A 23,396-nucleotide genomic window follows, 5' to 3' on the forward strand; every position below is an offset into this window, starting at 1 on the left:
CTGTCGACACGGCGTGCCCAGCCCGTCGACACGAGGAGACGCACCGCGTGACCATGCACCTCACGGATGCCGCATCGGCGACCACGGCCGCCGCTGACGATGCGCCCGACCCGCTCTGGTGGCGGAGCGCGGTGATCTACCAGGTCTACGTGCGCAGCTTCGCCGACTCCGACGGCGACGGCACGGGCGACCTCCGCGGGGTGCGCAGCCGACTCGGCTACCTGAAGGAGCTCGGCGTCGACGCGCTCTGGTTCAACCCGTGGTACCCGTCACCGCTCGCCGACGGCGGCTACGACGTCAGCGACTACCGCGACATCCACCCGGCCTTCGGCAGCCTCGAAGACGCCGAGCTCCTCATCGCCGACGCGCTCGCCCTCGGCATCCGCACGATCATCGACGTCGTTCCGAACCACGTCTCGAGCGAGCACCCCTGGTTCCGGGCGGCGCTCGCCGCAGGACCGGGCTCGCCCGAGCGCGAGCGGTTCTGGTTCCACCCGGGCAAGGGGCCGAATGGCGACGAGATGCCCACCAACTGGGTGTCGAACTTCCAGGGCGACACGTGGACCCGGACGACGAACCCCGACGGCAGCCCGGGGGACTGGTACCTGCATCTCTTCACCCCCGAGCAGCCCGACCTGAACTGGAACCACCCCGACGTGCGCCGCGAGCACGAGGAGATCCTGCGGTTCTGGTTCGACCGCGGCGTCGCCGGCGTGCGCATCGACTCGGCGGGCCTGCTCATCAAGGACCCGGAGCTGCCCGAGGTGCCTGCCGAGCCCGCCCCCGGACAGCACCCCACCGAGGACCGCGACGAGGTGCACGAGGTCTATCGAGCATGGCGGCGCATCGCCGACTCGTACGAGGGCACCCGGGTGCTCGTCGGGGAGGTCTGGGTGCCGGATGCCTCCCGCTTCGCGGCCTACCTCCGCCCCGACGAGATGCACACCGCGTTCAACTTCGACTTCATGTCGCGCCCGTGGGATGCCGCGGAACTCCGCGGATCGATCGACCTGATGCTCGCCGCGCACGCCCCGGTCGGCGCCCCGAGCACGTGGGTGCTCTCGAACCACGACGTCACCCGGCCCGTCACCCGCTACGGCCGCGAGGACTCGGGCTTCGCCTTCGCGAGGAAGCGCTTCGACACCCCGACCGACCTCGAGCTCGGCGTGCGGCGCGCGCGTGCGGCGGCCCTGCTCACCGCGGCGCTGCCCGGATCGCTCTACCTCTACCAGGGCGACGAGCTCGGCCTCCCCGAGGCAGAGCTCCCGCGCGAGGTGCTCGAGGACCCGATGCACTTCCGCTCGGGCGGCGTCGACCCCGGTCGCGACGGATGCCGCGTGCCCCTGCCCTGGCGCGGCACCGAGGCGCCGTTCGGGTTCAGCCCCGCCGAAGCATCCGTCGCCCCCTGGTTGCCGCAGCCGGCCGACTGGGCCGCGCTCACGGTGCAGGCGCAGGAGGCGGACCCGGGCTCGATGCTCTGGCTCTACCGGCAGGCGCTGCGCCTGCGGCACCGCGAGGCGGCCCTCGGCGACGGGCCGATGACCTGGCTCGACGGCGACCCGCAGGTGCTCGCCTTCACCCGGGGCGAGACGTTCGCCAGCGTCACGAACCTCGGCGGCGAGCCCGTCGCGCTGCCCGACCACGAGAGCATCCTGCTCGCCAGCACCCCGCTCGTCGGCGGGCTGCTGCCACCCGACTCCACGGCCTGGCTCCATCGGAGCGCCTGACCGTCGAGGCCGCGGCGAGCGCCATGCCGCGGCACGCATCCAGCAATCACACCTGAACACAGCACCGAAAGGACTGGACAATGAAGTCACCACGCAAGGTCGTGATCGCCGGCATCGCCGCGTTCGCGATGGTCGGCGCCCTCGCCGCCTGCAGCTCGGGAGGCAGCGAGAGCGGCAAGACCGAGCTGCGGGTCGCGACGTTCCCGCCAGGGGCCGACGCCGCGGCGTACGAGGCGTTCGACGCACAGGAGAAGCAGTTCGAGAAGGCGAACCCCGACATCGACATCATCGGCGTCGAGTACGAGTGGGAGGGCCCGACGTTCGCCGTGCAGCTCGCCGGCGGCAGCCTGCCCGACGTCTTCACCGTGCCCTTCACCGACTCGAAGACCCTGCTCGAGAACGGCCAGCTCATGGACGTGACCGACGAGATCGAGGAGCTCGGCTACACCGACAGCTTCAACCCCGTGATCCTCGACGGCGTCACCGACGCCGACGGCCGCATCTTCGGGTTCCCGCGCCAGGCGTACGCCATGGGCCTGCACTACAACCGCACCCTGTTCGAGCAGGCCGGGCTCGACCCAGACAGCCCGCCCACCACGTGGGACGAGGTGCGCGAGGACGCGAAGGTCATCGCCGACGAGACCGGCAAGGCCGGCTACATGCAGATGACCCAGAACAACACGGGCGGCTGGCAGTTGACCGCGGCCACCGTCGCTCGCGGCGGCAGCACGCAGACCGACAACGGCGACGGCACCTACACGTCGACGATCGCGAACGACGGCACGAAGGCGTCGCTCGAGTTCCTGAAGGAACTGCGGTGGGAGGACGACTCGCTCGGGTCGAACTTCCTGCTCGACTGGGGCAGCATCAACCAGGAGTTCGCGGCCGGCAACATCGGCATGTACACGACCGGCTCCGACATCTACACGGCGCTCGTGCGCGACTTCTCGCTGAACCCCGATGACTACGGACTGACGGTCATCCCCATCGAGAACGACGGCGGCACCCTCGGCGGCGGCGACATCGCCGTCGTGAGCCCCACGGTCGACGACGAGACGAAGGCCGCGGCGATCACCTGGATCGACTGGTTCTACATGCAGAAGCTCCTCGACGAGGATGCGGCCGTGCTCGACGCGAAGACGCTCGCCGAGAGCGACCAGGCCGTCGGCACGCCCCTCCTCCCGGTGCTGAACCGCGAGGCCTACGAGCAGTCGCTCGTCTGGATCGAGCCCTACATCAACGTGCCGCGCGACCAGATGACCCCGTTCATCGACGGCATCTGGGAGCAGACGCCGGTGGGCGAGCCGAAGGGCAAGACGCAGGAGATCTACGCCCTGCTCGACCCGGTGGTGCAGGCCGTGCTCACCGATCAGAACGCCGACATCGACGCCCTGCTCGAGCAGGCCGACGCCGAGGCGCAGGCGCTGCTCGACGAGTAGCGCACTGAGCGGATGCCGCGGCGCGGGCCTTCCCCCGAACCGCCCGCGCCGCGGCATCCGCTCTCCCCGAGCACGAAGGACCCAGATGACCCTCACCGCGAAACCGCCCGCCGCGGCCCCGTCCGCAGGCGAGCCCGCCCCGCCCTCGACCCCCGCACCGCGCAGGCGCACGCGGAACCTCCGCACCTGGGTGCAGGGCGGCGGCCTCTCGACCCTCGCCTTCCTCGCGCCGATGCTCATCGTCTTCGCGATCTTCAGCTGGTCGCCGATCGTGCAGTCGATCGTCATGAGCTTCCAGCAGACGAACCTCCTCGACCCGCCCACCTGGGTCGGCCTCGACAACTTCGCCGCCGTGCTGAGCGACCCGCTGCTCGGCACCGCGATCCTCAACACGCTGTACTTCGCCGTGCTGGCGCTGCTCTTCGGGTTCCCGCTGCCGATCCTCGTCGCCGTGCTGATGAGCGAGGTGCGGCGCGGCAAGGGCTTCTACAGCGCACTCGCGTACCTGCCGGTCGTCGTGCCGCCGGTCGTCGCGGTGCTGCTCTGGAAGGTCTTCTACGACGCGAGCCCGACCGGGCTCTTCAACACGATCCTCGGCTGGTTCGGCATCCCGGCACAGCCGTGGCTGCAGTCATCCGCGACGGCGATGCCCTCGCTCGTGCTCGAGGCGACCTGGGCCGCAGCCGGCGGCTCGATCATCATCTACCTCGCCGCCCTGCTCGCCGTGCCGCCGGAGCTCTACGACGCGGCGGAGGTCGACGGCGCCTCGATCTGGAACAAGATCTGGCACGTCACACTGCCGCAGCTCCGCGGCATCCTGTTCATCATGCTGATCCTGCAGGTCATCGCGACCGCGCAGGTGTTCCTCGAGCCCTACCTCTTCACCGGCGGGGGGCCGAACAACGCGACCGTGACGATCCTGCTCCTCATCTACCGCTACGCCTTCCAGAACAGCCTCGGCGGCGACTACGGCGAGGCGACGGCCCTCAGCGTGATGCTCGCGGTCGTGCTCGCACTGCTCAGCTGGCTCTACTTCAAGCTCACGAACCGCTGGAGCACCTCATGACGACCACCCCGACCGCACGGGACATCCGGCTGCCCCGGCTCTCGCTGACGTCTCGAAAGGCGAAGCGCTTCGACGACGAATCGCGCGACCGCGGCATCGTCTCGGACTTCGACGGCAAGAAGCGCGGGGTCAGGCTCGGCATGGGCGGTGTGCACTTCGCGCTCTTCGTCGGCCTCGTCGTCGCCGGCCTCGGCCCGCTGCTCTGGCTCGCGAAGTCCGCGGTGACGCCGACGCAGGACACGCTGCGCCAGCCGCTCGCGCTCTGGCCGAACGGCATCGACTGGCAGAACCTGCAGTCGGCGTGGGTCGAGGTGCACATCGACCAGTTCTTCTGGAACACGATCGTGATCGCCGCCGGCTCCTGGTTCTTCCAGCTGCTCGTGGCGACGACCGCGGGCTTCGCGCTGTCGGTGCTGCGGCCGCGGTACGCGCCGATCCTGAACGGCGCGATCCTCGTCACGCTCTTCATCCCGGCCGTCGTGCTGCTCGTGCCGCTGTACCTCACGATCGTGAACCCGCCGCTGCTCGGCGAGGTGTCGCTGCTCAACAACTACCTCGCGGTGTGGCTGCCGGCGGCGGCGAACGCCTTCAACATCCTGCTCGTGAAGCGCTTCTTCGACGCGCTGCCGCGTGAGGTGTTCGAGGCGGCGAAGACCGATGGGGCGGGCCCGTTCCGCCTCTTCTGGTCGATCGTGCTGCCGATGTCGAAGCCCATCCTCGGCGTCGTGTCGGTGTTCGCGATCATCGCCGCGTGGAAGGACTTCCTCTGGCCGATGCTCGTGCTGCCGGACCCCGCCGTGCAGCCGCTCTCGGTGCGTCTGCCCGCCGTGCAGGGATCGATCGAGCTCGACGTGTTCCTCGCGGCGCTCGCGATCTCGACGCTCATCCCGGTCGTGCTGTTCCTCCTCTTCCAGGGGGTCTTCCTGCGGTCGGCGGGGCTCGGGGGAGCGGTCAAGGGCTGACGGCAGCGGATGCCGCGGCTCGCGCGGTGTCGCCGGTGCGGCGTACCGTGGGCTCGTGGAGCACCCCCGAGTCGTCGACCCGCGGCATCCGCTCGTCGAGCGCGTGCGCGCCGTGTGCCTCGCGCTGCCCGAAGCGGTCGAGGTCGAGGCGTGGGGCCGGCCGACGTTCCGCGCGGCGAAACCGATCTTCGTGCACGTGAGCGCCTCGATGGAGCGCCCGCTCTCGATCGTGCTGAAGACCGACCCCGACGAGCATCACGCGCTCGTGCAAGACGGGCGGTTCTTCGGCCCGCCCTACTACGACCGCGACCGCTGGGTCGGCGTCGACCTCGATCGGCCCGACACCGACTGGCGGCTTCTGGCCGAGCTCATCGAGACCTCGTACCGCCAGGTCGCGAACCGCCGCCAGCTCACGGCGCTCGACGCGCTGCGTCCCGAGCACGCCGACGGCTGAGCTGCGCCGGTCGTTCCGTCGCGAAGGCGGCGCCGGGTCGGTCGAGGCGGGGCGCTCGGAGTCGCGGCGGCGCTCGATTGGCGAGATCCGAGCGGGTGCGTTAGAGTTACGTGGTTGCCTGATCGCGAAGGAAGCGCAGGCGACATGACTGCGCCCGTAGCTCAACGGATAGAGCATCTGACTACGGATCAGAAGGTTGGGGGTTCGAATCCCTCCGGGCGCACACTGGTTGAGACAGTAAGAGAACGGCTCGCGAAAGCGGGCCGTTTTCGTTTTCTGGCGGTTCATCGGGGTTTCTTCCTCTCGTTCAATTAGGCCGGCGGTTTGTTGGCCATTTGGTCCGTTGAGCCGTTGGGCATTCGCCTGGGCTAGTGACAGCAACCGCGACAGCAACGGCGGCGGTCAGCCGGTTCTGGCGGTGCCGACGAGCGTCGCCCGGAAGCCCATCTCATCGAGCCTGCGCCACACCACAGACGGATCGACTGCAGCTCCATCGGGATCGCTGAGGAGCAGCACGAGGTTGCCGTCTGCATCGAGGGTCGGGTCCTTGAGGCGTCCGGCGATGCCCAGCGACTGCAGCGCGAAGAGAACGAAGGTCATCGCCGACCAGTACATCGCGATGCCCACGATGCCGGCTGCGTGAATCGAGATCTCGACGATCGGACCACCACGCCCTGTCTCGAGATTCCGCATGATGAGGTCAGCGTGCTCGAGCTCGTTGAAAACGGCGTCCTCGTCATCCATCGTGTTCCTCCGATCGCACCGTAGCGGCGACCTCTGTCAGCAGCTCATCCATCGCCGAGGCAGCGTTGGCAAGTGTCGTCGGCATCACGTGCGCGTAGAGATCGGTCGTGATGCTGAGCGTTGAATGCCCGAGAAGGTCCATGACCACGCGCGGCGGCACGCCTCGTTCGAAGAGCAGCGAGGCGCACGTGTGCCGCAGATCGTGGAATCGGATCCGCGGGACACCGGCCGCCAGGATGAGGGCCTCGAAGTCTCGGCGCAGGTTGCTCGGTTCGATCGGGGTTCCGAGTGACGTGGTGAAGACGAGATCGAGCGCGTTCGTCCGATCAGTGCCCTGCAGTTCGGCAGTCTGCGAGGCGCGATGCAGCTCGAGTGACCGCGCGGCGGATTCCGGGATCGGAACACTGCGACGAGATCGTGCCGACTTCGGCGGTCCGAAGACGCGGCCATGATCCGAACCGAGTCGCTGCATCGTCTGCCGAATATGAAGCAGACGCGCGTCGAGATCGACATCTGACCAGCGGAGGCCGAGCAGCTCACCGCGTCGCAGCCCGACTGAGTAGGCGAGTTCGAACAGCGAATGAAGCCGATGCCCGACTGAGATCGTGCGGAACTGTGCGACCTCCTCCCCAGACCATGGCCGGCGTTCAGATTTCTCCAGGCGTGGTGGACGCACGAGCGTTCCGACGTTCCGGGAGACGATCTCTTCCCGCATCGCCTCCGACAGCATCGAGCGGAGCACTGCGTGCGTCAGCTGAGTGGTTCTTGCCGACACCCCAGTTGCCTGTACAGCCAGATGGAGCTTGCGTACATGAGCCGGGGTGAGGCGCTCGAGGCGAACGTCCCCGAGGCTCGGAATGATGTACTTCCGCAGCACCCACCCGTAGTTCGAAAGCGTGGCAGGCCTCAGCGTCGCAGCTCCATTGGTGAGCCAGTGAGTTGAGTAAGTGTCGACGGTCCAGCTCGAACCGGCCATCGGCACGCCGCGTTCGGTGTTGGCAATCAGCTCGCGGAGCTTGGCGTTGACCTCAGCGCGGGTTCGTCCGTACACCTCCTTGCGGACGCGTGCACCGTCGGGCCGCAGGACATAGCTCGATCCCACCCAGCGGCCGTCTTTGCGTTGATAGACGCTTCCTTCGCCGTTCGCGCGCTTGCTCATCGGACGGTACTCGCCTGAGTGAGTCGTTCGGCATACTCCCGAACAGCAATCACCGGGATCCGCCGCGATCGACCGATCTTCACGCTCGCGATCGCGTTGAGTCGCATCAGGTCGTACACGGTCGAACGGCCGATGCCCAGCGCGTCGGCGACCTCCTCGGGGGTCAGCATCAGCTTTTCCATCTCATCACCTCTCTTCGTTGTTGGTTGGCTTGTTACTGCGGCGGCTATCTCGCCACTCGCGAGCGGCAGCGGCGGATTCTGCGGCGAGGGCGGCGTCTCCAGCTGACAGCCAGCCCATGCCGGCGAAGCTCCACTGGCTGACGACGAGCGTCGTTTCCTCAGCGTCGGCAGAAGCCGGATCGATGACGGTGGGCGTCTGGGAGCGCTTGCGCTGCCAGTCCCGACGCGCCGAGCGCAGGCGGCCGAGCGTCGTCGAGTAGCGGCGCGATTTGGTGGAGAAGTGGCCTCGGAAGCCGAGCATCGACTCCCAGCGACCGAGTAGGCGGTAGTCACTCTCATCATCGAGAGCGGCGATTCGACCAGCGTCGGCAACGATCCGTCGAATCGTCGAGATGTGGGGCCTTGCCGTGCCTGAGGCTCCGGCCGACAGGTCTTCGGTCGCCTTGGTGGCGTACTTGGCGATGTAGGCGGCGACAGCGCGGTCAGTCAGTCGTCCATCCTCCGTCTCGACCTGTCGGTAGACCGGCCTGGCATCGCATTGGGAACCCCACCGGAGCGACCGCGCTGTCAGCTCGCCGGGAAGCGGAGCAGCGACGACCTCAACACCTCGGGCAGCACGGCGCGCAAGATCTGCGAGCTGGTCGGCGGAGGTGGGCACGAGAGGCGAAGGGAAGGGATCGAGCTCAGTACCATCACCGTCGAGGCGGATGAGCGCGTGGAAGTGAACGACGCCGCGCCGTTGAAATTCTGCGACCTTCGCGAACTGCACTCGCACGAGCTTCCTGGCCGATGACTCGCTCACACCGAGAGAGGCCGCAAGTTCGCGGCGCAGCCGAATGATGAAGCGCCGCCAGAGTTCGGGCGCGTGCCATTGCCACGTGATGTGCGATTCGTAGTCGTAGCACTCGACGCACAGGGGCTCGCCAACGGCGGGGGAGTCGTGGTCGTGAATGGACATGCACCATGTGGGCCGGCCGTGGGAACACAGCTTGCGTGCACGGGGGCGACAGCGCGCGGAACCTTGACCCGGCTTCTTCGCGGCATGAACGGCACCGAAGGAAGGCGCGGTGAGCGTGACGAAGGCAAGGGGATGCTCGCCGACCGAGTCGGGAACACCCTTTGATCCACCGGCTGCACCCGCGACGACGAGGTGCCACATGTCCGCTTTGTATTCGTAGCTGCACGATGGGCAGCGAGCTGCGCGCCGGTTGCCGCAGCGAACATAGGTGATGCCATCGGGCTCAGCGGTCGACGAGTAGTGGGCGATCTGGTCGCCGGTGCGTGCATCGAATGTTGATGTCGTGCCGACGAGCCGAACCGGCTGCGCGCAGAATCCCGTGCTCGAGGCCTGGTTCATCCAGCGCTCGAAGTCGGGCCGGCGCAGCCGGTTCGTCACCTCGTCGATGTAGGCCATGTCAGTTCAGGTCAACCAGGGCCGTGCAGGGCACGACATCGAGTCGAGCCGCGAAGTGTGCTTCGTGTTCGTGGAATCGGCAGGCGCGCTGCTCGTCTCCCTCTCGTTCCTGTGCGGAGTTCCACGCCTCGATCTGCCAGTCCTCGCAGCTCGCATCGGCAACGACGAGAGTGTCGTCGAGCCCCGGAACCCGCCGGCTGTCCAGAAGGCTGGCTTGGTCCGCGCCCAGCTTGAGGTTGCAGAAGTCGTAGCGAGCTTTGTCGTAACCCGCCGAATAGGAGGTGGACCCGGCGTCGTAGGTGTTGCTCCCGACCGCATGGCCGGCCATGAAGACCCCTGCTGCGAGCGCGAGCGCTGCGGGAGCCGCAAGCATCGCGAGCCGACGTTTCGTATTCATTCTTCTTCTCCTTTCGTGGTGCGCCGTGAACGACGCGACCGTGAAGCCGAGGCGGGTTCTGCCGCGGCGGGTTCTGGGACGACGATGGGGATCTGCTCGGGCGCTGCGAAGTCACGTGCAGCGTCGCGGATCATCTCGTCCGTCACGATGCCGGCGCGTACACGGACGGGATCGCTGCCGTCTTCTGGAACCACGAACCCGACTCCCGGCATGGTCGGAGGAATGTGATGGCAGAGGGCGCCCTTCTCGCGCATGCCCTCACCGAGGACCATTGCGGTCTCCATCGCATCCCGGAGACGCAGTCCGATCGTCTGCGTGAAGAGTCCGCGAGCGGGCAGCGTCTCCTTCCGGGGATCCTGCAGGCATGCGAACACGGTGTAGCCGACCGCGCGGCCTTGCGAACACAGCAGCGCAATCGCATTGTTCGCTCGACGCATAAGGTCGCGGTCGGCTTGGTAGGCGGTGAGCGCTGCCATCTCGTCGATCAGCACCACGACGTGCGGACTCTCGAGAGATGCCGCGTGCTGTCTCGTGTTACCCGAAAGCTCGAGTGCCCGAGCCTGCATCGCAGCGACTGCTTCCTCGAGGAGCTGGACGGCCGATTCAGGGGTGCGAGCGAAACGGGTGAGCAGTTCCGTCCCCATCCCGAGCTCCATTGCCGACTTGAGGTCGATACCGTGCACCTGCACGAGACCAGACCTGATGGAAGGTGCGAGACCGAGGATGAGGCCCCACACGAGCGAAGCCTTGCCAGACCCAGACGAGCCGGCCACGAGAGTTTGGGGACCAAGCCGCATCGTCCAGAGCGCCCCGTCCTCGCGAAGGCCGAGCGGGATCGCTCGAAGCTCTGCGCCTTCCGAAATCTCGACGATGAACGGCTCTTCGAGCGGGTCGTGGAAGGCGACCATCACGGATGTCCCGGCTGATGACGATGAGACCGAGACGCGACGTGCGCCGAGATTCTGTGCGATCGCGTCAGCGTTGAGTGCGAGCTGCTCACGAGTCATTCCCAGCGGGATGCTCACGGTCATCCAGAGAACGTCGGGTCCCCACGAGTAGCGGGTGAATTCCGGAGCCACGCGAGGTCCGTTCGTGACCTGGACCGAACAGCCCAGCCGAATCATGAGCTCCGGCCACGCGCCACTGAGCCATTGGATGTAGTTGGCGTTCCTGCGATGGCGCTGGTGGTCGTCCAGTGTCAGGCCGTGGCGATAGCGGCGGAACAGGTGAACCACGACCCACCCGGCCGCCATGACCCCGAGGGCGAGCGTGACTTCGGTGATCCAACCGACGAGGACAACCGCGACCGTGTAGATCACGGAGAGGGCGCGATGACGCGACCAGGTATCTGCCAGCGCTTGACCCCACCACCGAAGCTCGCCCCCGAGGTCGACGGACATCACTCGCCCCGCTTGGCTGCGATCGCTGGCTTCATGTCGGTGGCACGAAGGGAGAACGCGACGCGTGGGCGGCCGCCACCTTCCTTCACGTAGGGCGTCACCGAGAGACCGTCGAAGACGACGGGCCGGAACGGCAGGCCGTTCATCTCCGGCGGCGGGGTCGGTTCCACGGCCGAGGCGATCTTGACGCTGACCTCGCCCTGACCCTTGCGGGCTTCCGGATCGGCGTCGATGACACGCACGGTCCACATCGGCTTGCCGCTGACCTTGTCGTGCTGCTGGCCCGCCTGCTGACCATCCTCGGTCCAGTCGATGACGCGCTCGACTTCGCCGACCATGAATGCGCCGGCCGGAAAGAACGCCCCGAAGTCCACCGGGATTGCTGACTTGATTGCCATGTTCGTACTCCTCTGTATTCGTCCACCGGGTACTGATGTACGCCTTGGCGACAGCTTTTCACCAAAGTTAAAACATGTCAAGAACTGGAAAAGCAGTTCTCCCATTTAGCTAGCTATTCGCTGGTAGATTGACGGCGAGCAGATGGAGCATTCGATGGCAGACTCAGCGCAGTCGGCGGGCGGTGCCGGCCGGCCTGAAAAGCAGGGCTGGGGCGTCATTCCTGGGCCGGTCCATCGGCTCCTGGTGCGGCTGACTGAAAAGGCCCGCGCAATCGCAGACGGCCAAGATGTCAGCGAATGGCCGCCGGCTGATACGCCCTCAGACTTCGATCCGTACTTTCGCAAGACGTTGGCAGCCACCCAGGCGCTGCATGAGACAACGACAGATTTGCGGTCGCTGGTCTCGGCTTGGGCGCACAAGTACCACCAGCCGAAGCCAAACTTCAGCGATCTAGCACGAGCCCAAGGCGCTACTCCGCAGGGCCTCTACAAGCGCTACAAGCAATCAACGCGGGATGCGATCGATGAATTGCTCTCTGACGAACCACAGATCGCGGTGATTCTAGATGCGTTCCCAAGCCTCCGGCTCGTAGACCTCCGAGGTCTGAGTACTCCAATTGACCGTGCCCTCCGAGATGCACACGCCAGGATTACGTCAGCCTCAGCGTCTTCGCCCTATGAGGATCGCTTGGCACACGTGCTCGAAGTGCTTGAGGCTGTTGCAGCCGTCAACGGGCTCAAGCCCGACATGCAGCAGGTTCACGACCTGCTCGTCGAAGTTGACATCGAGCCCACTGACGAGAACATTGCGTCTATCCGCGAAGGACTGCTGAACGGCACTTCGCAGAGCTAGTTCGGCGAATCGCGGAGAGTCAGTGCGCAAGTTGCGCTCAAAGAGACTGCTCGCTTTCGCGTGCGATCAAGTATCACTGAGATCCGAACGCTCTTGCTTTGTGCTTTCACTGCAACGGCGCAACACCCCGACCTGTCCTCCACCACAGGGTTAACCACGTCTTCAAGCGGTTCAGCTCGGGTCGTCGACGGATCGGCTCCTCTCCCGTAATGTCATCGGTGTGGTAAGCGAAAAGGTCCGCATCTCGGCAGTCGATCTCTTTTGTGGCGCAGGGGGGTTGTCGCAAGGACTCCTAGAGGCTGGCATCCAGGTGGTCGCTGGTATCGACATTGACCCTGCTTGCGCCTTTCCCTTCGAGTCGAATATCGAAGCGCCTTTCATTGAGATGGATGTTCGTAACTTGACGGCTGCGCATCTTGAACCGCTCTGGTCCGAAGGCTCTATCCGACTGTTGGCGGGATGCGCCCCGTGTCAGCCCTTCTCCCCGTATCGGCGGGGGATAGACACATCGAAGGAGGCGCAATGGCCCCTTCTTCGAGAGTTCGCGCGGCTAGTCGAAGAGGTGCGGCCCGAACTGGTAACGATGGAAAACGTGGCCCGGATCGGTACCTCCGCGATCTTTGCTGAGTTCGTTGACGACCTCAAGGGGCTCGGCTACGAAGTGAGCTGGCAGAGCTGTTATGGACCACGATTTGGGCTCCCGCAACACAGACGTCGACTGGTCTTGATTGCCTCTCTAGTCGGAAGAATTGAGGTGCCCAACGGTGACCTGGAACAAGGTTCCTACCGCACCGTCCGTGATGCGATTGGAAGCCTGCCTGCGCTTGAGTCTGGCGGCAAAGACGCAAACGACCGTCTACATGTCGCACGCCGGCTTTCGCCAATCAACATGCAGAGAATCGCAGCGTCTGTACCTGGAGGAACTTGGGAAGACTGGCCCGAGGAACTCCGCGCAGATTGCCACCGTCGAGCCACAGGGGCATCGTTCAAGAATGTTTATGCGCGCATGGAGTGGGATCAGCCGTCACCCACGATCACGACGCTCGCGCATAACTTCGGCGCCGGGCGATTCGGGCATCCTGAGCAGGACCGGCCCATCAGTCTTCGCGAAGCCGCGCTACTTCAGGGATTTCCTCGGGACTACAAGCTTGTGAGCGATGCCCGCCGAGTAAGTGCGGCTGAAATCGGTCGCCTCATCGGAAACGCAGTTCCGCCGCCAATTGCAAAGGCCGTCGGCGAGACCATTCTTAGCAATGTGAACGGGGTACCTGTTTGAGCGAGGCAACAGAACCGATGTACACGATGACGGTCGAATTGTCCGTCCTTGAGTCACTTGGCATCAACCTCTACAGCAACGCGGCGGCGGTGCTTTCAGAACTAGTAGCTAACGCGTACGACGCGGATGCCGGGGAGGTGAATATCACCTGGCAGCCGCGCGCAGTTCTGGAGACTCCAAGCGATGGGGACTCCGAGAGCGATCCGGAGAAGCCAGAATCAGCGCTCCAGGAGGTCCTCGTTTCCGACGACGGGTGCGGCATGACTGTGGCGGAGCTGAACGAAAGGTTCCTTACGGCCGGGTATAAGAAGCGAGATCATGAAGGCACGCTGTCGCCGATCTGGAATCGCCCGTTCATGGGTCGCAAAGGCATCGGCAAGCTTTCGGTCTTCTCTCTGGCGCAGACGGTGGAAGTCTTCAGCACGACGGCGAATGAAGAATCGAACGGGTTGCGAATCGTCGTATCTGACCTTGAGCAGGCGATTCGTGACCAGAAGGATTACCACCCCGAATCAGTGGATGTGCCAGCCGCGTATCGAAAGCGCGGCACCACACTCGTGCTCAGCGATCTCAAGAAAAAACGATCCTCGCTGACTGCGATGGCTCTTCGTAAGCGCTTGGCTCGTCGCTTTGACGTGCTCGACACGCGTCCAGCAGCCGAAGGTGGCTTCCGAATCGTCGTCAATCAAAAGCCGATCACCTGGGCTGACCGTCAAGAACTTAAGAGGCTTGAGTTCATATGGGAGTTCGGAACGAAGACGATTCCGGATGAGTACCTGCCACCAGACTGCGTGCGGTTCGTTCTCCCCTCCAGTTACGTTGATGACGAAAAGGGATGGAAAGTTACGGGTTGGATCGGAACGACAAAGAAACCGACAGATCTCGTGGACGACAAGGACGCTGGTTCGCTAAAGAACATCATCGTTCTCGCACGCAAGCGCCCCATTCAAGAGGGCATCATCGAGAAACTTGACTTCAGCCGACTTTTTGGCAACTACGTCACTGGTCAGATTGAAGCGGACTTTCTCGACCTGGACGATCCAGACTATGACGATATTGCGACGAGCGACCGACAGCGTCTGATCGAGGATGATGAGCGAGTCGTCGCGCTCCAAGAGTTTCTGCGTCGAGCATTCGTAATTGCAGCCGATCAGTGGAGTGATGCGAGGCCAAAGAAGGAGGCGAAGGACACGCTAAAGAGCTACCCTCGCCTCCAAGAATGGCTCGATGAACGGCCGGACTGGCAGAAGGATGCCGCGCAAAAGATGATCGGTACGATCGCTAGCCTCGACTTCGAGAAGCATGAGGCAGAGGACCGTGCTGCCCTCTTACGGTCGGGCGTTCTCGCGTTCGAACGCGTAGGGCTTCGGCAGTCAGCAGAGGACCTCACAAAGTTGGGTGACCTCACAGCTGCTGATCTACTTCCGCTTCTCGGACAACAAGATGCATACGAGGCAGGGCTTTGGGTGGACATCCTGCGATCCCGAGTGGGAGCAATCGAGCAGCTTCGCGGCCTCACCAATGCCGACGAGAAGGAAGTAGTCCTTCAAAAGCACCTCTTTAACCACCTTTGGCTGGTTGACCCTTCGTGGGAACGGGCGACGGGCAGCGAGACGATGGAAGAGAATCTCCGAAAGATCGAGGAGGGAGTGTTCGCCACCGATGACGAGGGGAAGGAGATCTTTGGCCGGATCGACATCCGCTACGCAACTCTCTCCGGCCGCCATGTGATTGTGGAACTCAAGCGCTATTCGGTGCGTACAGACGTCACTGTGCTCGCCGAGCAAGGTACGAAGTACGTGAACGCTCTGTCCAGCGTCCTCAGCAAGCAGAACCGCGAGAACGAGATCGCAAAGATCGAGGTCATTTTCGTCCTCGGCGACCATCCGGGGGTGAAGGGAAAGGCCCTGAAGTCAGCCGAAGAGTATCGCCGTCTCGTGCTGGATCCAATCAATGGCAGCTACCAGCTCTACGACGAGCTCATTGAAAATGCTCGCAACCAGTATCAGGACTACCTCGACGCCAGCGCGGTAGCGAAGAAGCTGGACGGGTTAATCGAATCACTGCATGTGTTGGATGCCGACGATGACGCCGCGGAAGACGCGGTGTCAGCCGATGAAGAAGAAGACCGCGCTCATTCGTGAGAACTTTCTTTACTCGTTCAAGCGCCGGCCGCAAGCGGCCGGCGGCCCAGCGGGTTGCGGTGCGTCCGGTCCTCGCTTCGCTGCGGTCCGGGCGCTCCTCACCCACTGGTACGAGGAGCGCCGTATAACGAACTGCAAATTTCGTTATACGGCTTGATAGATCGGTATACGCAGCGAAGCGGCCAGCATCTGAGCTGACCGCTTCGGGAGCCTGGACTTCCGGACTACGAGCGCACCGATAAGTGCCAGTTCGGGGGAGCCTCCCAAAGCTCGTAGAGCGATCGCTCGAGCTTTGCGAGCGATGGCACGTCGCCGTCTTCACGCCAGCATTCAGTCACCCCGCGCAAGTGTCGGATCGTGGTGGCCCGCTCACGTTTCGATCCCCGAAGCACGAGAACCGTTGCCTCGAGGAGCTGCGCGACTGGGCGGTTGGCTACCTCGATCACCTCGACAACGCGGCGCGTACCCGTAGCGAGTCTCGAGAGCCGGCCTGTCGTCGATCGGGTGACTCCAACTTTGTGCAGCCCCTCGTCCATGATGTTGATGATGTACACCAGGTGGGGGCTCCACTTCTCAACCTTGGAGACGTCAGGCTTACGTTGCAGGCTATCGATCGAGACGCCGATCATGTCCCCGTATCCGTGCATGCCGTTGATCAGGATTGGGCCCGCGCGCTCACTCATCGATCTGCATCCTGACAGCTACCGCCACAGCAACGCGAGGGCGTCTGCTGATGTCCGAACCACATCGCGCGGATTCTGTCCCGCGCAGAATCGTAAGTGATGGACGACCGTGGACGCCGTGACTCTGACTACGGATCAGAAGGTTGGGGGTTCGAATCCCTCCGGGCGCACTCTGGTTGAGACAGAGAGAGAACGGCTCGCGAAAGCGGGCCGTTCTTGTTTTCCCGGACACCTCGCTCCACTGTGCACGTGCTTCATGGCCGCCCGCAGTTTGCTGAGAGTCTGCTGGGTATAGGCGTGGGGGACGCAACTCCGGGATGACTCGGTCGCAGGGCGCCGGTTAGGCTCGCGAACACATCTGATTCTGGGGATCGAGAGTTCGGATATGAGGGGTGCGTTCGCCGGGGTCGCTCCGGAGTCGTCGAATCGGATCCTCGTCGTGCCGACGCGTGCGACGGGCGCCGGCACCGCCGGACGTGTGGGGCACGTTCGGCTCGGAGTCGTACGCTCGCGTCGGTTGGCCGCTCACATGCGACGTGTCTACGCCCTGCTGATCGCCGTGGCGGTGTCGATCGTGTTGTATCGCGCCCTCGACCCCCGGTTCTCGGCGACGAGCGGCTCCCACGTGATCGACGTCGTCTGGGTGGTGCCGGCGCTCGCCGGCGGGGCGGCGGTCGGCGCGGGCCTCGTGGTGGCATCGGCGTCGAACCACGCGCTCGCGCGGCTCGCGCGCCTCGGGCTGCCGGCGCTGCGCGCCGAGTGGCGGGCGATCGCCAACGGACTGACCTGGGCGGCGATCGCGCTGCTCGCCGTGCACTTCACCGCCTCGGCGTTCGACGGCCTCCCCGGTGGGCACGAGTTGTACGGCGTGCTCCTCGGCGTCGTGTTCGGTGTCGGAACGTTCCGCCTGCACCATCGCGCGATCGAGCACGAGGCGTACCGCACCTTCAACCTCGTGGCGATGCTGCTCGCCGCCGGCAGTCTCGCGAGCATGAGCATCACCCCCACCGGCGAGTGGTGGACGCGCAACTTCAGCACCCTGGGCACCTCGAACGACCTGGCGGCCGCGTGCTTCAACGTCGCGATCATCATGTCGGGCTTCGGCATGGCGGGCCTCTCGGCGATGCTCACCCGCGCGCTCGCGCACGGGCCGTTCGCGCTCCGGCCGGTCGGGCGCACCGTGATGCGCCTGCTCATCGCGCTCGTCGGGTTCAGCCTCATGGGCGTCGGACTCGTGCCGATCGACACCGACACCGACCTGCACAACACGTTCGCCGTCGGCGCCGCAGCGGCATTCGCGCTGCTCTGCCTCGGTATCCAGCTCTTCGCACCGCGGGTTCCCCGCTGGTTCGCCCGGTTCTCGTATCTCGCGCTCACGGTGGAGGCGGCCGCGATGGTCGCCTACGACGGGCTCGGCCTCTTCAACCTGACCGTGTTCGAACTCGTGGCGTTCACGCTCGTGTTCGCCTGGTTGATCGCGCTCGTGGTGGCAACCGTGCACGAGCACGGAGAGGGCAAGTCGGATGCCGCGGTGCCCGTGCGGCGCATCCGCCGCTGCATGTCACGGCCCGTCGGTGCGGCGCGCGGCGCACCCGAACCGCTCGCCGTCGTTCGAGCCGCCCGGCCCGACGCTGCGGTGCGTGCGCGCACGCTCACCGTGGCCGTCCGCACGCCCTGCGCCGGGCGACGGCGCCACGTCGTACCCGCCCGAACCGTGCGATTGAGCGCGGCGGCGACGCCTGCGGCGACCGCGCCGCGACGGCGGGGCCTGCGCCGGTCGCGGCGCGTCCGCCGCGACGGTCGAGTAGAGTCGCGCCATGGCCACCGACATCGTCGAGATCGTCCGCAACGATGACCGTCACCGCTACGACCTGACGTTCGGGGGCGAGCGTGCGGGTTTCGCGCAGTACCGACTCGAAGACGGCGCGATCGTCTTCACGCACACCGTGGTGCTGCCCGAGTTCGAGGGCCGCGGCCTCGGCAGCAAGCTCGCCAGGACCGCGCTCGACGACGCCGTCGCCCGCGGTGAGCGCATCGTGCCCGAATGCCCGTTCATCGCCGCCTACCTTCGTCGACACGAGGAGTACGAGGCATCCGTCGACTGGCCCTGACCGTCGGCACCCGCGTGCCCGAGCCGTTGCCGCAGCGGCCGGCGTGGAAGCGTTCTCACCCCCCAATCGGGGCAGTATCCAGCGGGCATCCCTGCGGCTACGATTCGAGCAGACCCGAGTCGACCCCCGTGCCGACCTGCCCGCGCTGACCCCCGCGAGCAGCGCGATGGAGCATTCCTCCGATCGCCGGGACAAGCTCGCCGGGCTCAGTTCGGGTCGCTCGGCGGGAGTGGTCTCCAAGGAGACCGCGGTGGGGCGGGAGGTAGGGTTCCCGCCCCGCCGTCCCGTGTGCGAGCGCCGAGCCGTCAGGTCCGGTCAGGAGCGGTCTGCTGCCGCGAGTCCCTGGATGAAGAGGGTCTGCGCGGCGATCATCCGCTCGATCTCACCGGGGTCGACGGACTCGTCGGACGCGTGGATGCGCGACTGAGCGGTGTCCTCGGCGCCCCAGAGCACGATCGCCGAACCCGGGGCGACCTTCTGCAGTGAAGCCACGAGCGGGATGGATGCGCCGCTGCCGATCGATTCCACGGGCGCGCCGTAGGCCGCTTCGAGTGCCGCCGAGGCGGCGACGATCGCCGGATGCGAGGCGTCGACGGCGAACGGATGCCCCGTCTTCACCTTCTCGACCTCGACCTCGCAGTTCCACGGTCGCTGGGCGCGGAGGTGCGCCATGAGCGCGTCGAGCTGCGCGTCGGCGTCGGCGCCGGGCACGATGCGCATCGAGAGCTTCGCGGTCACGGAGGGCAGCAGCACGTTCGAGGCCTCGGCGGTGTTCGGCAGGTCCATGCCGAGCACGGTCACCGACGGCTTCGCCCAGATGCGGTCGGAGAGCGAGCCCGTGCCGAGGAACTCCACCCCGGGCAGCACGGCCGAGCCCTCGCGGTAGACGTCCTCCTCCATGTCGGCACCGCTCCAGTGGCCACTGTCGACGCCGGGGATGACGGTGTCGCCGTGCTCGTCGTGCAGCGTGTCGAGGATGCGGATCATCGCCGTCATGGCGTCGGGCGCCGCGCCGCCGAACATGCCCGAGTGCACGGGGTTGCCGAGGGTGCGCACGGTGACCGTGCACGCGACATCCCCTCGAAGGGCGGTCGTGAGGCCCGGCCGGCCAACGCGCTGCGGGCCGATGTCGGCGATGACGTAGGCGTCGGCGGCGAAGAGATCGGGGTTCGCCTCGACGAACGCCTCGAGGTGGGAGATCGTCTCCTCCTCGCCCTCGACGAGGATCTTCACCCGGCACGGCCGGTCGGCTCCGAGCAGCTTCAGGGTGCCGTAGTGGATGACGAGGCCCGACTTGTCGTCGGCGGCCCCGCGGCCGTAGATGCGCCCGTCGTCCTTGGTCACCGGCTCGAACGGCTCGGTCGACCAGCCCTGGCTCCCGGCGGCCGGCTGCACGTCGTAGTGGGCGTAGAGCAGCACGGTCGGCGAGCCCTCGGGGCCCGGCAGATCCGCGTAGACGCACGGGTAGCCGTCGGGCACGTCGAGCAGCTTCACGCCCGCGGCACCTGCCGCTTCGAAGAGCTCGACGACGGCCGCCCCCATGCGGTGCACGGGCTCGGGGTCGAACCCAGGGAACGCGACGGATGGGATGCGCACGAGCGTCTCGAGGCGCTCGAGCACCTCGGGCATCAACTGCGCTGCGGCGGACTTCACGTCGTCGGCGTCGGTCATGGGTTCCTCCTCGGCTGGATGGTAGGGAAGCTTCGGGCGCCGGTCGTCGTGACTCGGCGCCGAGTCAGGCGGGGACGACGAGCTGGATCAGCAGGCCCGCCCCGACGACGGCGACCCACGACACGAGCATCGGGATCGTGAACGAGTGCCAGACCGGCACCTGGGTCAGCTTCGTCGACCCCGTCAGGTCGGTCTCGACGGCGGCGATCTGCGAGCCGTTGGCCGGGAACAGCCAGACGCCGATGAGCGACGGCCACATCGCGGTGATGACGCCCGGGGCGAGCCCGGCGGCGAGGGCGATCGGGATCATCGTGTTCGTCGTCGCCGACTGGCTCGTGGTGAGGCCGCAGACGATGAAGAGCGCCACGGCCAGGAGCAGCGGGTTGGCCTCGATCATCGCGCCGAGCGGCTCGATGATCGTCTCCTCGTTGGCGGAGATGAAGGTGTCGGCCATCCAGGCGATGCCGAACAGTGCGACCGCGGCGACGAAGCCGGCCCGCAGCAGGGGCTGTTCGACCACCAGCGACGGCTTCACCTTGCGCACGAGGATGATGACGAGGGCCACCGTGAACATGATCATCTCGATGATGGTCGACATGCCGAGCGGCACGAGCTCGCCGGTCTCATCGGGGAAGGCGGGGCGCAGGCCCGGGAAGAGGCCGAGCAGCACGATCAGCAGGGTGCCGGTGACGAAGATCCACGCCGCGGTCGCGCCGCCCGGGGGCACGGGGTGCTCGATGCGTGCGGGCGGCACGTCTGCCGCGGCATCCGAACCGCCGGTCGCCGTCGCCGTGCCGGTGCCGCCTGCCGCGACCGGTGCGCCGCCGCCGACCTTGGCCGCGTAGCGGGCCTGCAGCGCGGCGGGCACCTCGACGGTGCCGTCGGCGACCCGCTTCAGGAACACCGGGTCGTCGAGCAGGTCCTTGCCCACGCGCTGCTGCACGAGGGAGGTGACGATGCAGGCGACGATCGCCGCGGGCACCGTGATGAGGAGGATCTGCGGCAGTCCGTAACCGGTGCCGTCCATGAGCACGAGGTAGGCCGCCATTGCCGCTGACACCGGGCTGGCGGTGATGCCGAGGCCCGAGGTGACCGTCGAAGCGGCGAGGGCCCGCTCCGGTCGCTGCCCATTGCGGTACGCCGTCTCGTAGATCACGGGGATCAGTGCGAAGAAGATGTTCGAGGTGCCCGAGAGCACGGTGAAGACGAACGCCACGAGCGGCGCGACGTAGGTGAGCCGCTTCGGATTGCGCTGGATGATCTTCGACGCGATCGCCACGAGATAGTCGATGCCGCCGGCCGCCTGCATCGCCGACGACGCCGTGATCACCGCGATGATGATGAAGAACGCGTCGATCGGGATGGCGCCCGGTGGCAGTTGGAAGACGAACACGAGGATCACGGTGCCGACGACGCCCCACAGGCCCAGGCCGATGCCGCCGGTTCGGACACCGAGCACGATCGCGCCGATGACGATGCAGGCTTGCAGGATGACGAGCACGATGTCCATGACTTCCCCCCAGGAACCCAGCCAGACCCACTGTCTGAGCTGAGAGTAACGCCGTGGAGAGCCGCTCGTCTATACCGAGTTTTCGCGCACGAATCCGCGGATCGGCCGGCTGTCAGGCCCGGTCGAGTTCGGGGCGCAGCCGATTGCAGAGGTCGGCGAGTGTTCGGAGTTCGTCTTCGGACAGGCTGTCGCCGAACTGGCGATTGATCGCGTCCATGTGCGTGATCGCGACCCGGCGGAAGAGGTCGAAGCCCTCGTCGGTGATCGCGACGATCGTGCCGCGACCGTCGCGCGGATCGGGCAGCTTCGCGACGAGCCCTCGGGCGGTGAGGCGATCGACGAGCCGGCTCACGCTCGGCTGGGTGATGAGCACGTTGTGGTTCAGATCCTTGAGGCGCAGGCGCCGACCCGGCGCGCGGGTGATGTTGAAGAGCACGTCGTACTCGTTGAGCGAGATGACGTCGCTGGGGAACTCGGCCGCGAGAGCGCGCATGATCGAGACCTGCGCACGGAACAGCGATTCCCAAGCGGCCACCGTGATCGCGCGATCTGCCATGCGGGGTCCTTCCGATTGTGGGCTGATCCCACAATAGGGAACCGCAGCAGGAATCGGGTGCGGGGTGGGAGGACGGTTGAGGGTCGGTCGCAGAGGCTGGCGACCGACCCTCTCCCTTGCACCAAGAGTGTCCTGCAATCACATTCCGCGCCGCCTGCCACAGCAAACAAGCGGCGCAGTTCCGAATATATAACGGATCGGTAACAGGCGCTAGTTATCGTTCCGTTATTTTTCGAACCAGTTCGTGATGGAGATGTAGGGCGATGCGGAGCCGTCTCCGGCATCGTGATTGATGGCGACGGATGTCCCATCCAGGGCGATGCCTTCCAGCACCGGCTCGTCGAATACGAGTTCACTGATCATCCGGCTGCCATCGCGGTCTGAGATGATCAGTCGCCGCCCGCGCCCCTGGAACTCGAAATCCGTTCCGACGAGTCGTCCCGCGTCGTCGGGGCCGATGAGCCGGCGCATCCCGATGTTCGCGCCGCGTCGAGTGACGGCCAACGTGGTGGGATCGAGCATCGCGATCACGCCTTCCGGCTCCACTCTGGCATGGCGTTCAGGGTCGAGCCCGTGCGGGTTGTGCCAAGCATGTCGCGTGCCGGAGACGACGGCGATGCGATCACCGAGGTCGATCGCGTCGATCCCGATCGGGACGCCGATTCCGCCGCCCCGCACGAGGCGGTTGTCCGCGCCGAGTGTTCGGCCGTGTCCGTCCGCGAAGCTCAGGAGCATGCGGTGCTCACCGCGTCGGTGCACGAAGTCGGGGCGGTCGAAACGCAATCTGCCGATCACCTCCATGCGTTCGAGCGACACGATCGCAGACGTCGCCGCGAAACGCTGCACGAGCAGGACCGTGTCCTCGTCGAGGCGCAGCGGGCGGGACGCCTCGACGCCGAGTCCTTTCGTCAGCGTGCGTCGCACGGTCGATGTCGCGACGTCGAACTCGTGAACCCCGTGCGTGCAGATGAGCCACGCACGATCGCCGGCCTCGGAGACGACGACGTCTCGAAGTTGCCCCCGGATACCCTTGCGGACCGTCACCGCCCCGCTTCGAGGATCGATGACGGCAAGGCGCACCGCAGCGGTTCCCTCGATCCAAGTGGTGACGAGGGTGGCGTCGGGAAGGCGGCGAAGGTGCGAGGGGTAGGCAGGGTGCGGATCTGCCCGGCGCGGCAGATCCACGCGCTGTACGGAGAAGCCCAGCGGCATCCGACCTCCCTCGTCGAGGTCAGCGTAGCGCCGTGGAT

The 23,396-nt window shown here is 66.0% G+C and carries 22 protein-coding genes and 2 tRNA genes; 12 read left to right on the top strand and 12 right to left on the bottom strand.

The annotated features are described in order from the left end of the window. Positions 1-53 precede the first annotated feature (53 nt). The 6 genes from BJY17_RS14070 (at position 54) to BJY17_RS14095 (ending at position 5,871) form a co-directional block, all read left to right on the top strand. Positions 54-1,727 (top strand): glycoside hydrolase family 13 protein, encoded by a 1,674-nt coding sequence (locus BJY17_RS14070; protein WP_179552889.1) that lies wholly within the window; start codon positions 54-56, stop codon positions 1,725-1,727. An 80-nt stretch (positions 1,728-1,807) separates the two neighbouring features. Further along, on the top strand, positions 1,808-3,166 hold the full coding sequence (locus BJY17_RS14075) for an ABC transporter substrate-binding protein (RefSeq protein WP_179551911.1): 1,359 nt from the start codon (positions 1,808-1,810) through the stop codon (positions 3,164-3,166). An 85-nt stretch (positions 3,167-3,251) separates the two neighbouring features. Beyond that, entirely contained in the window at positions 3,252-4,232 is a 981-nt protein-coding gene (locus tag BJY17_RS14080) for a carbohydrate ABC transporter permease (protein ID WP_179551912.1), read from the top strand. Further along, positions 4,229-5,194: a carbohydrate ABC transporter permease gene (locus tag BJY17_RS14085; RefSeq protein ID WP_179551913.1), complete on the top strand. Its 966-nt coding sequence runs from the start codon at positions 4,229-4,231 to the stop codon at positions 5,192-5,194. Before BJY17_RS14080 ends, BJY17_RS14085 begins: the two co-directional genes overlap by 4 nt. Positions 5,195-5,249: 55 nt before the next feature. Beyond that, positions 5,250-5,648 carry an MmcQ/YjbR family DNA-binding protein gene (locus tag BJY17_RS14090; RefSeq protein ID WP_179551914.1) on the top strand — a complete coding sequence of 133 codons (399 nt, stop codon included), beginning with the start codon at positions 5,250-5,252 and terminating at the stop codon, positions 5,646-5,648. Positions 5,649-5,798: 150 nt separating this feature from the next. Then, positions 5,799-5,871: transfer RNA gene (locus tag BJY17_RS14095), tRNA-Arg, on the top strand. 179 nt (positions 5,872-6,050) lie between these two features. Here the strand turns inward: BJY17_RS14095 and BJY17_RS14100 are convergent. From BJY17_RS14100 to BJY17_RS14130, 7 genes are read right to left on the bottom strand one after another with little or no spacing between them, the layout of a single operon-like run. Further along, complete coding sequence (locus BJY17_RS14100) at positions 6,051-6,392, bottom strand: hypothetical protein (RefSeq protein WP_179551915.1); 342 nt, start codon at positions 6,390-6,392, stop codon at positions 6,051-6,053. Beyond that, positions 6,385-7,551 carry a tyrosine-type recombinase/integrase gene (locus tag BJY17_RS14105; protein WP_179551916.1) on the bottom strand — a complete coding sequence of 389 codons (1,167 nt, stop codon included), beginning with the start codon at positions 7,549-7,551 and terminating at the stop codon, positions 6,385-6,387. The genes BJY17_RS14100 and BJY17_RS14105 overlap by 8 nt, the downstream gene beginning before the upstream one ends. Then, positions 7,548-7,733: a helix-turn-helix domain-containing protein gene (locus BJY17_RS14110; protein ID WP_179551917.1), complete on the bottom strand. Its 186-nt coding sequence runs from the start codon at positions 7,731-7,733 to the stop codon at positions 7,548-7,550. The genes BJY17_RS14105 and BJY17_RS14110 overlap by 4 nt, the downstream gene beginning before the upstream one ends. Positions 7,734-7,737: 4 nt before the next feature. Continuing rightward, positions 7,738-9,147, bottom strand: coding sequence for a replication initiator (locus BJY17_RS14115; protein WP_179551918.1), 1,410 nt, complete (start codon positions 9,145-9,147; stop codon positions 7,738-7,740). A 1-nt stretch (position 9,148) separates the two neighbouring features. Continuing rightward, on the bottom strand, positions 9,149-9,544 hold the full coding sequence (locus BJY17_RS14120) for a hypothetical protein (protein ID WP_179551919.1): 396 nt from the start codon (positions 9,542-9,544) through the stop codon (positions 9,149-9,151). Beyond that, positions 9,541-10,944 (bottom strand): FtsK/SpoIIIE domain-containing protein, encoded by a 1,404-nt coding sequence (locus BJY17_RS14125; RefSeq protein ID WP_179551920.1) that lies wholly within the window; start codon positions 10,942-10,944, stop codon positions 9,541-9,543. The genes BJY17_RS14120 and BJY17_RS14125 overlap by 4 nt, the downstream gene beginning before the upstream one ends. Further along, positions 10,944-11,342 carry a plasmid replication, integration and excision activator gene (locus BJY17_RS14130; protein ID WP_179551921.1) on the bottom strand — a complete coding sequence of 133 codons (399 nt, stop codon included), beginning with the start codon at positions 11,340-11,342 and terminating at the stop codon, positions 10,944-10,946. The genes BJY17_RS14125 and BJY17_RS14130 overlap by 1 nt, the downstream gene beginning before the upstream one ends. Positions 11,343-11,496: 154 nt before the next feature. Between BJY17_RS14130 and BJY17_RS14135 the strand changes: the two genes are divergently transcribed. From BJY17_RS14135 to BJY17_RS14145, 3 genes are all read left to right on the top strand, one after another. Beyond that, positions 11,497-12,195 (top strand): hypothetical protein, encoded by a 699-nt coding sequence (locus tag BJY17_RS14135; RefSeq protein WP_179551922.1) that lies wholly within the window; start codon positions 11,497-11,499, stop codon positions 12,193-12,195. Between the two features lie 220 nt (positions 12,196-12,415). Beyond that, complete coding sequence (locus BJY17_RS14140) at positions 12,416-13,471, top strand: DNA cytosine methyltransferase (RefSeq protein ID WP_179551923.1); 1,056 nt, start codon at positions 12,416-12,418, stop codon at positions 13,469-13,471. Between the two features lie 17 nt (positions 13,472-13,488). Continuing rightward, positions 13,489-15,615, top strand: coding sequence for a BbrUII/HgiDII family restriction enzyme (locus tag BJY17_RS14145; protein ID WP_179551924.1), 2,127 nt, complete (start codon positions 13,489-13,491; stop codon positions 15,613-15,615). A 224-nt stretch (positions 15,616-15,839) separates the two neighbouring features. On the opposite strand, the gene BJY17_RS14150 is transcribed toward BJY17_RS14145, so the two are convergent. Beyond that, a complete protein-coding gene (locus BJY17_RS14150) occupies positions 15,840-16,298 on the bottom strand; it encodes a DUF2797 domain-containing protein (RefSeq protein WP_179551925.1) in 459 nt (152 codons plus the stop codon). Positions 16,299-16,380: 82 nt separating this feature from the next. Between BJY17_RS14150 and BJY17_RS14155 the strand changes: the two genes are divergently transcribed. From BJY17_RS14155 to BJY17_RS14165, 3 genes are all read left to right on the top strand, one after another. Then, positions 16,381-16,468 (top strand) — tRNA-OTHER (locus tag BJY17_RS14155). 359 nt (positions 16,469-16,827) lie between these two features. Beyond that, complete coding sequence (locus BJY17_RS14160; protein ID WP_179551926.1) at positions 16,828-18,153, top strand: hypothetical protein; 1,326 nt, start codon at positions 16,828-16,830, stop codon at positions 18,151-18,153. Further along, positions 18,116-18,409, top strand: a complete 294-nt coding sequence (locus BJY17_RS14165) for a GNAT family N-acetyltransferase (protein ID WP_179551927.1) — start codon at positions 18,116-18,118, stop codon at positions 18,407-18,409. Before BJY17_RS14160 ends, BJY17_RS14165 begins: the two co-directional genes overlap by 38 nt. Positions 18,410-18,724: 315 nt before the next feature. Here the strand turns inward: BJY17_RS14165 and BJY17_RS14170 are convergent, their stop codons facing one another. From BJY17_RS14170 to BJY17_RS14185, 4 genes are all read right to left on the bottom strand, one after another. Next, positions 18,725-20,080: a M20/M25/M40 family metallo-hydrolase gene (locus tag BJY17_RS14170; RefSeq protein ID WP_179551928.1), complete on the bottom strand. Its 1,356-nt coding sequence runs from the start codon at positions 20,078-20,080 to the stop codon at positions 18,725-18,727. A 64-nt stretch (positions 20,081-20,144) separates the two neighbouring features. Continuing rightward, the gene (locus BJY17_RS14175) at positions 20,145-21,590 is read right to left on the bottom strand and encodes an anaerobic C4-dicarboxylate transporter family protein (protein ID WP_179551929.1); all 1,446 of its coding nucleotides are present in this window, start codon (positions 21,588-21,590) and stop codon (positions 20,145-20,147) included. Between the two features lie 112 nt (positions 21,591-21,702). After that, positions 21,703-22,146 carry a MarR family winged helix-turn-helix transcriptional regulator gene (locus BJY17_RS14180; protein ID WP_179551930.1) on the bottom strand — a complete coding sequence of 148 codons (444 nt, stop codon included), beginning with the start codon at positions 22,144-22,146 and terminating at the stop codon, positions 21,703-21,705. Between the two features lie 225 nt (positions 22,147-22,371). Continuing rightward, positions 22,372-23,358 carry a YncE family protein gene (locus BJY17_RS14185; protein ID WP_179551931.1) on the bottom strand — a complete coding sequence of 329 codons (987 nt, stop codon included), beginning with the start codon at positions 23,356-23,358 and terminating at the stop codon, positions 22,372-22,374. Positions 23,359-23,396 lie beyond the last annotated feature (38 nt).

Origin of the sequence: Agromyces hippuratus, assembly GCF_013410355.1 — a bacterium.
Taxonomy (GTDB): domain Bacteria; phylum Actinomycetota; class Actinomycetes; order Actinomycetales; family Microbacteriaceae; genus Agromyces; species Agromyces hippuratus.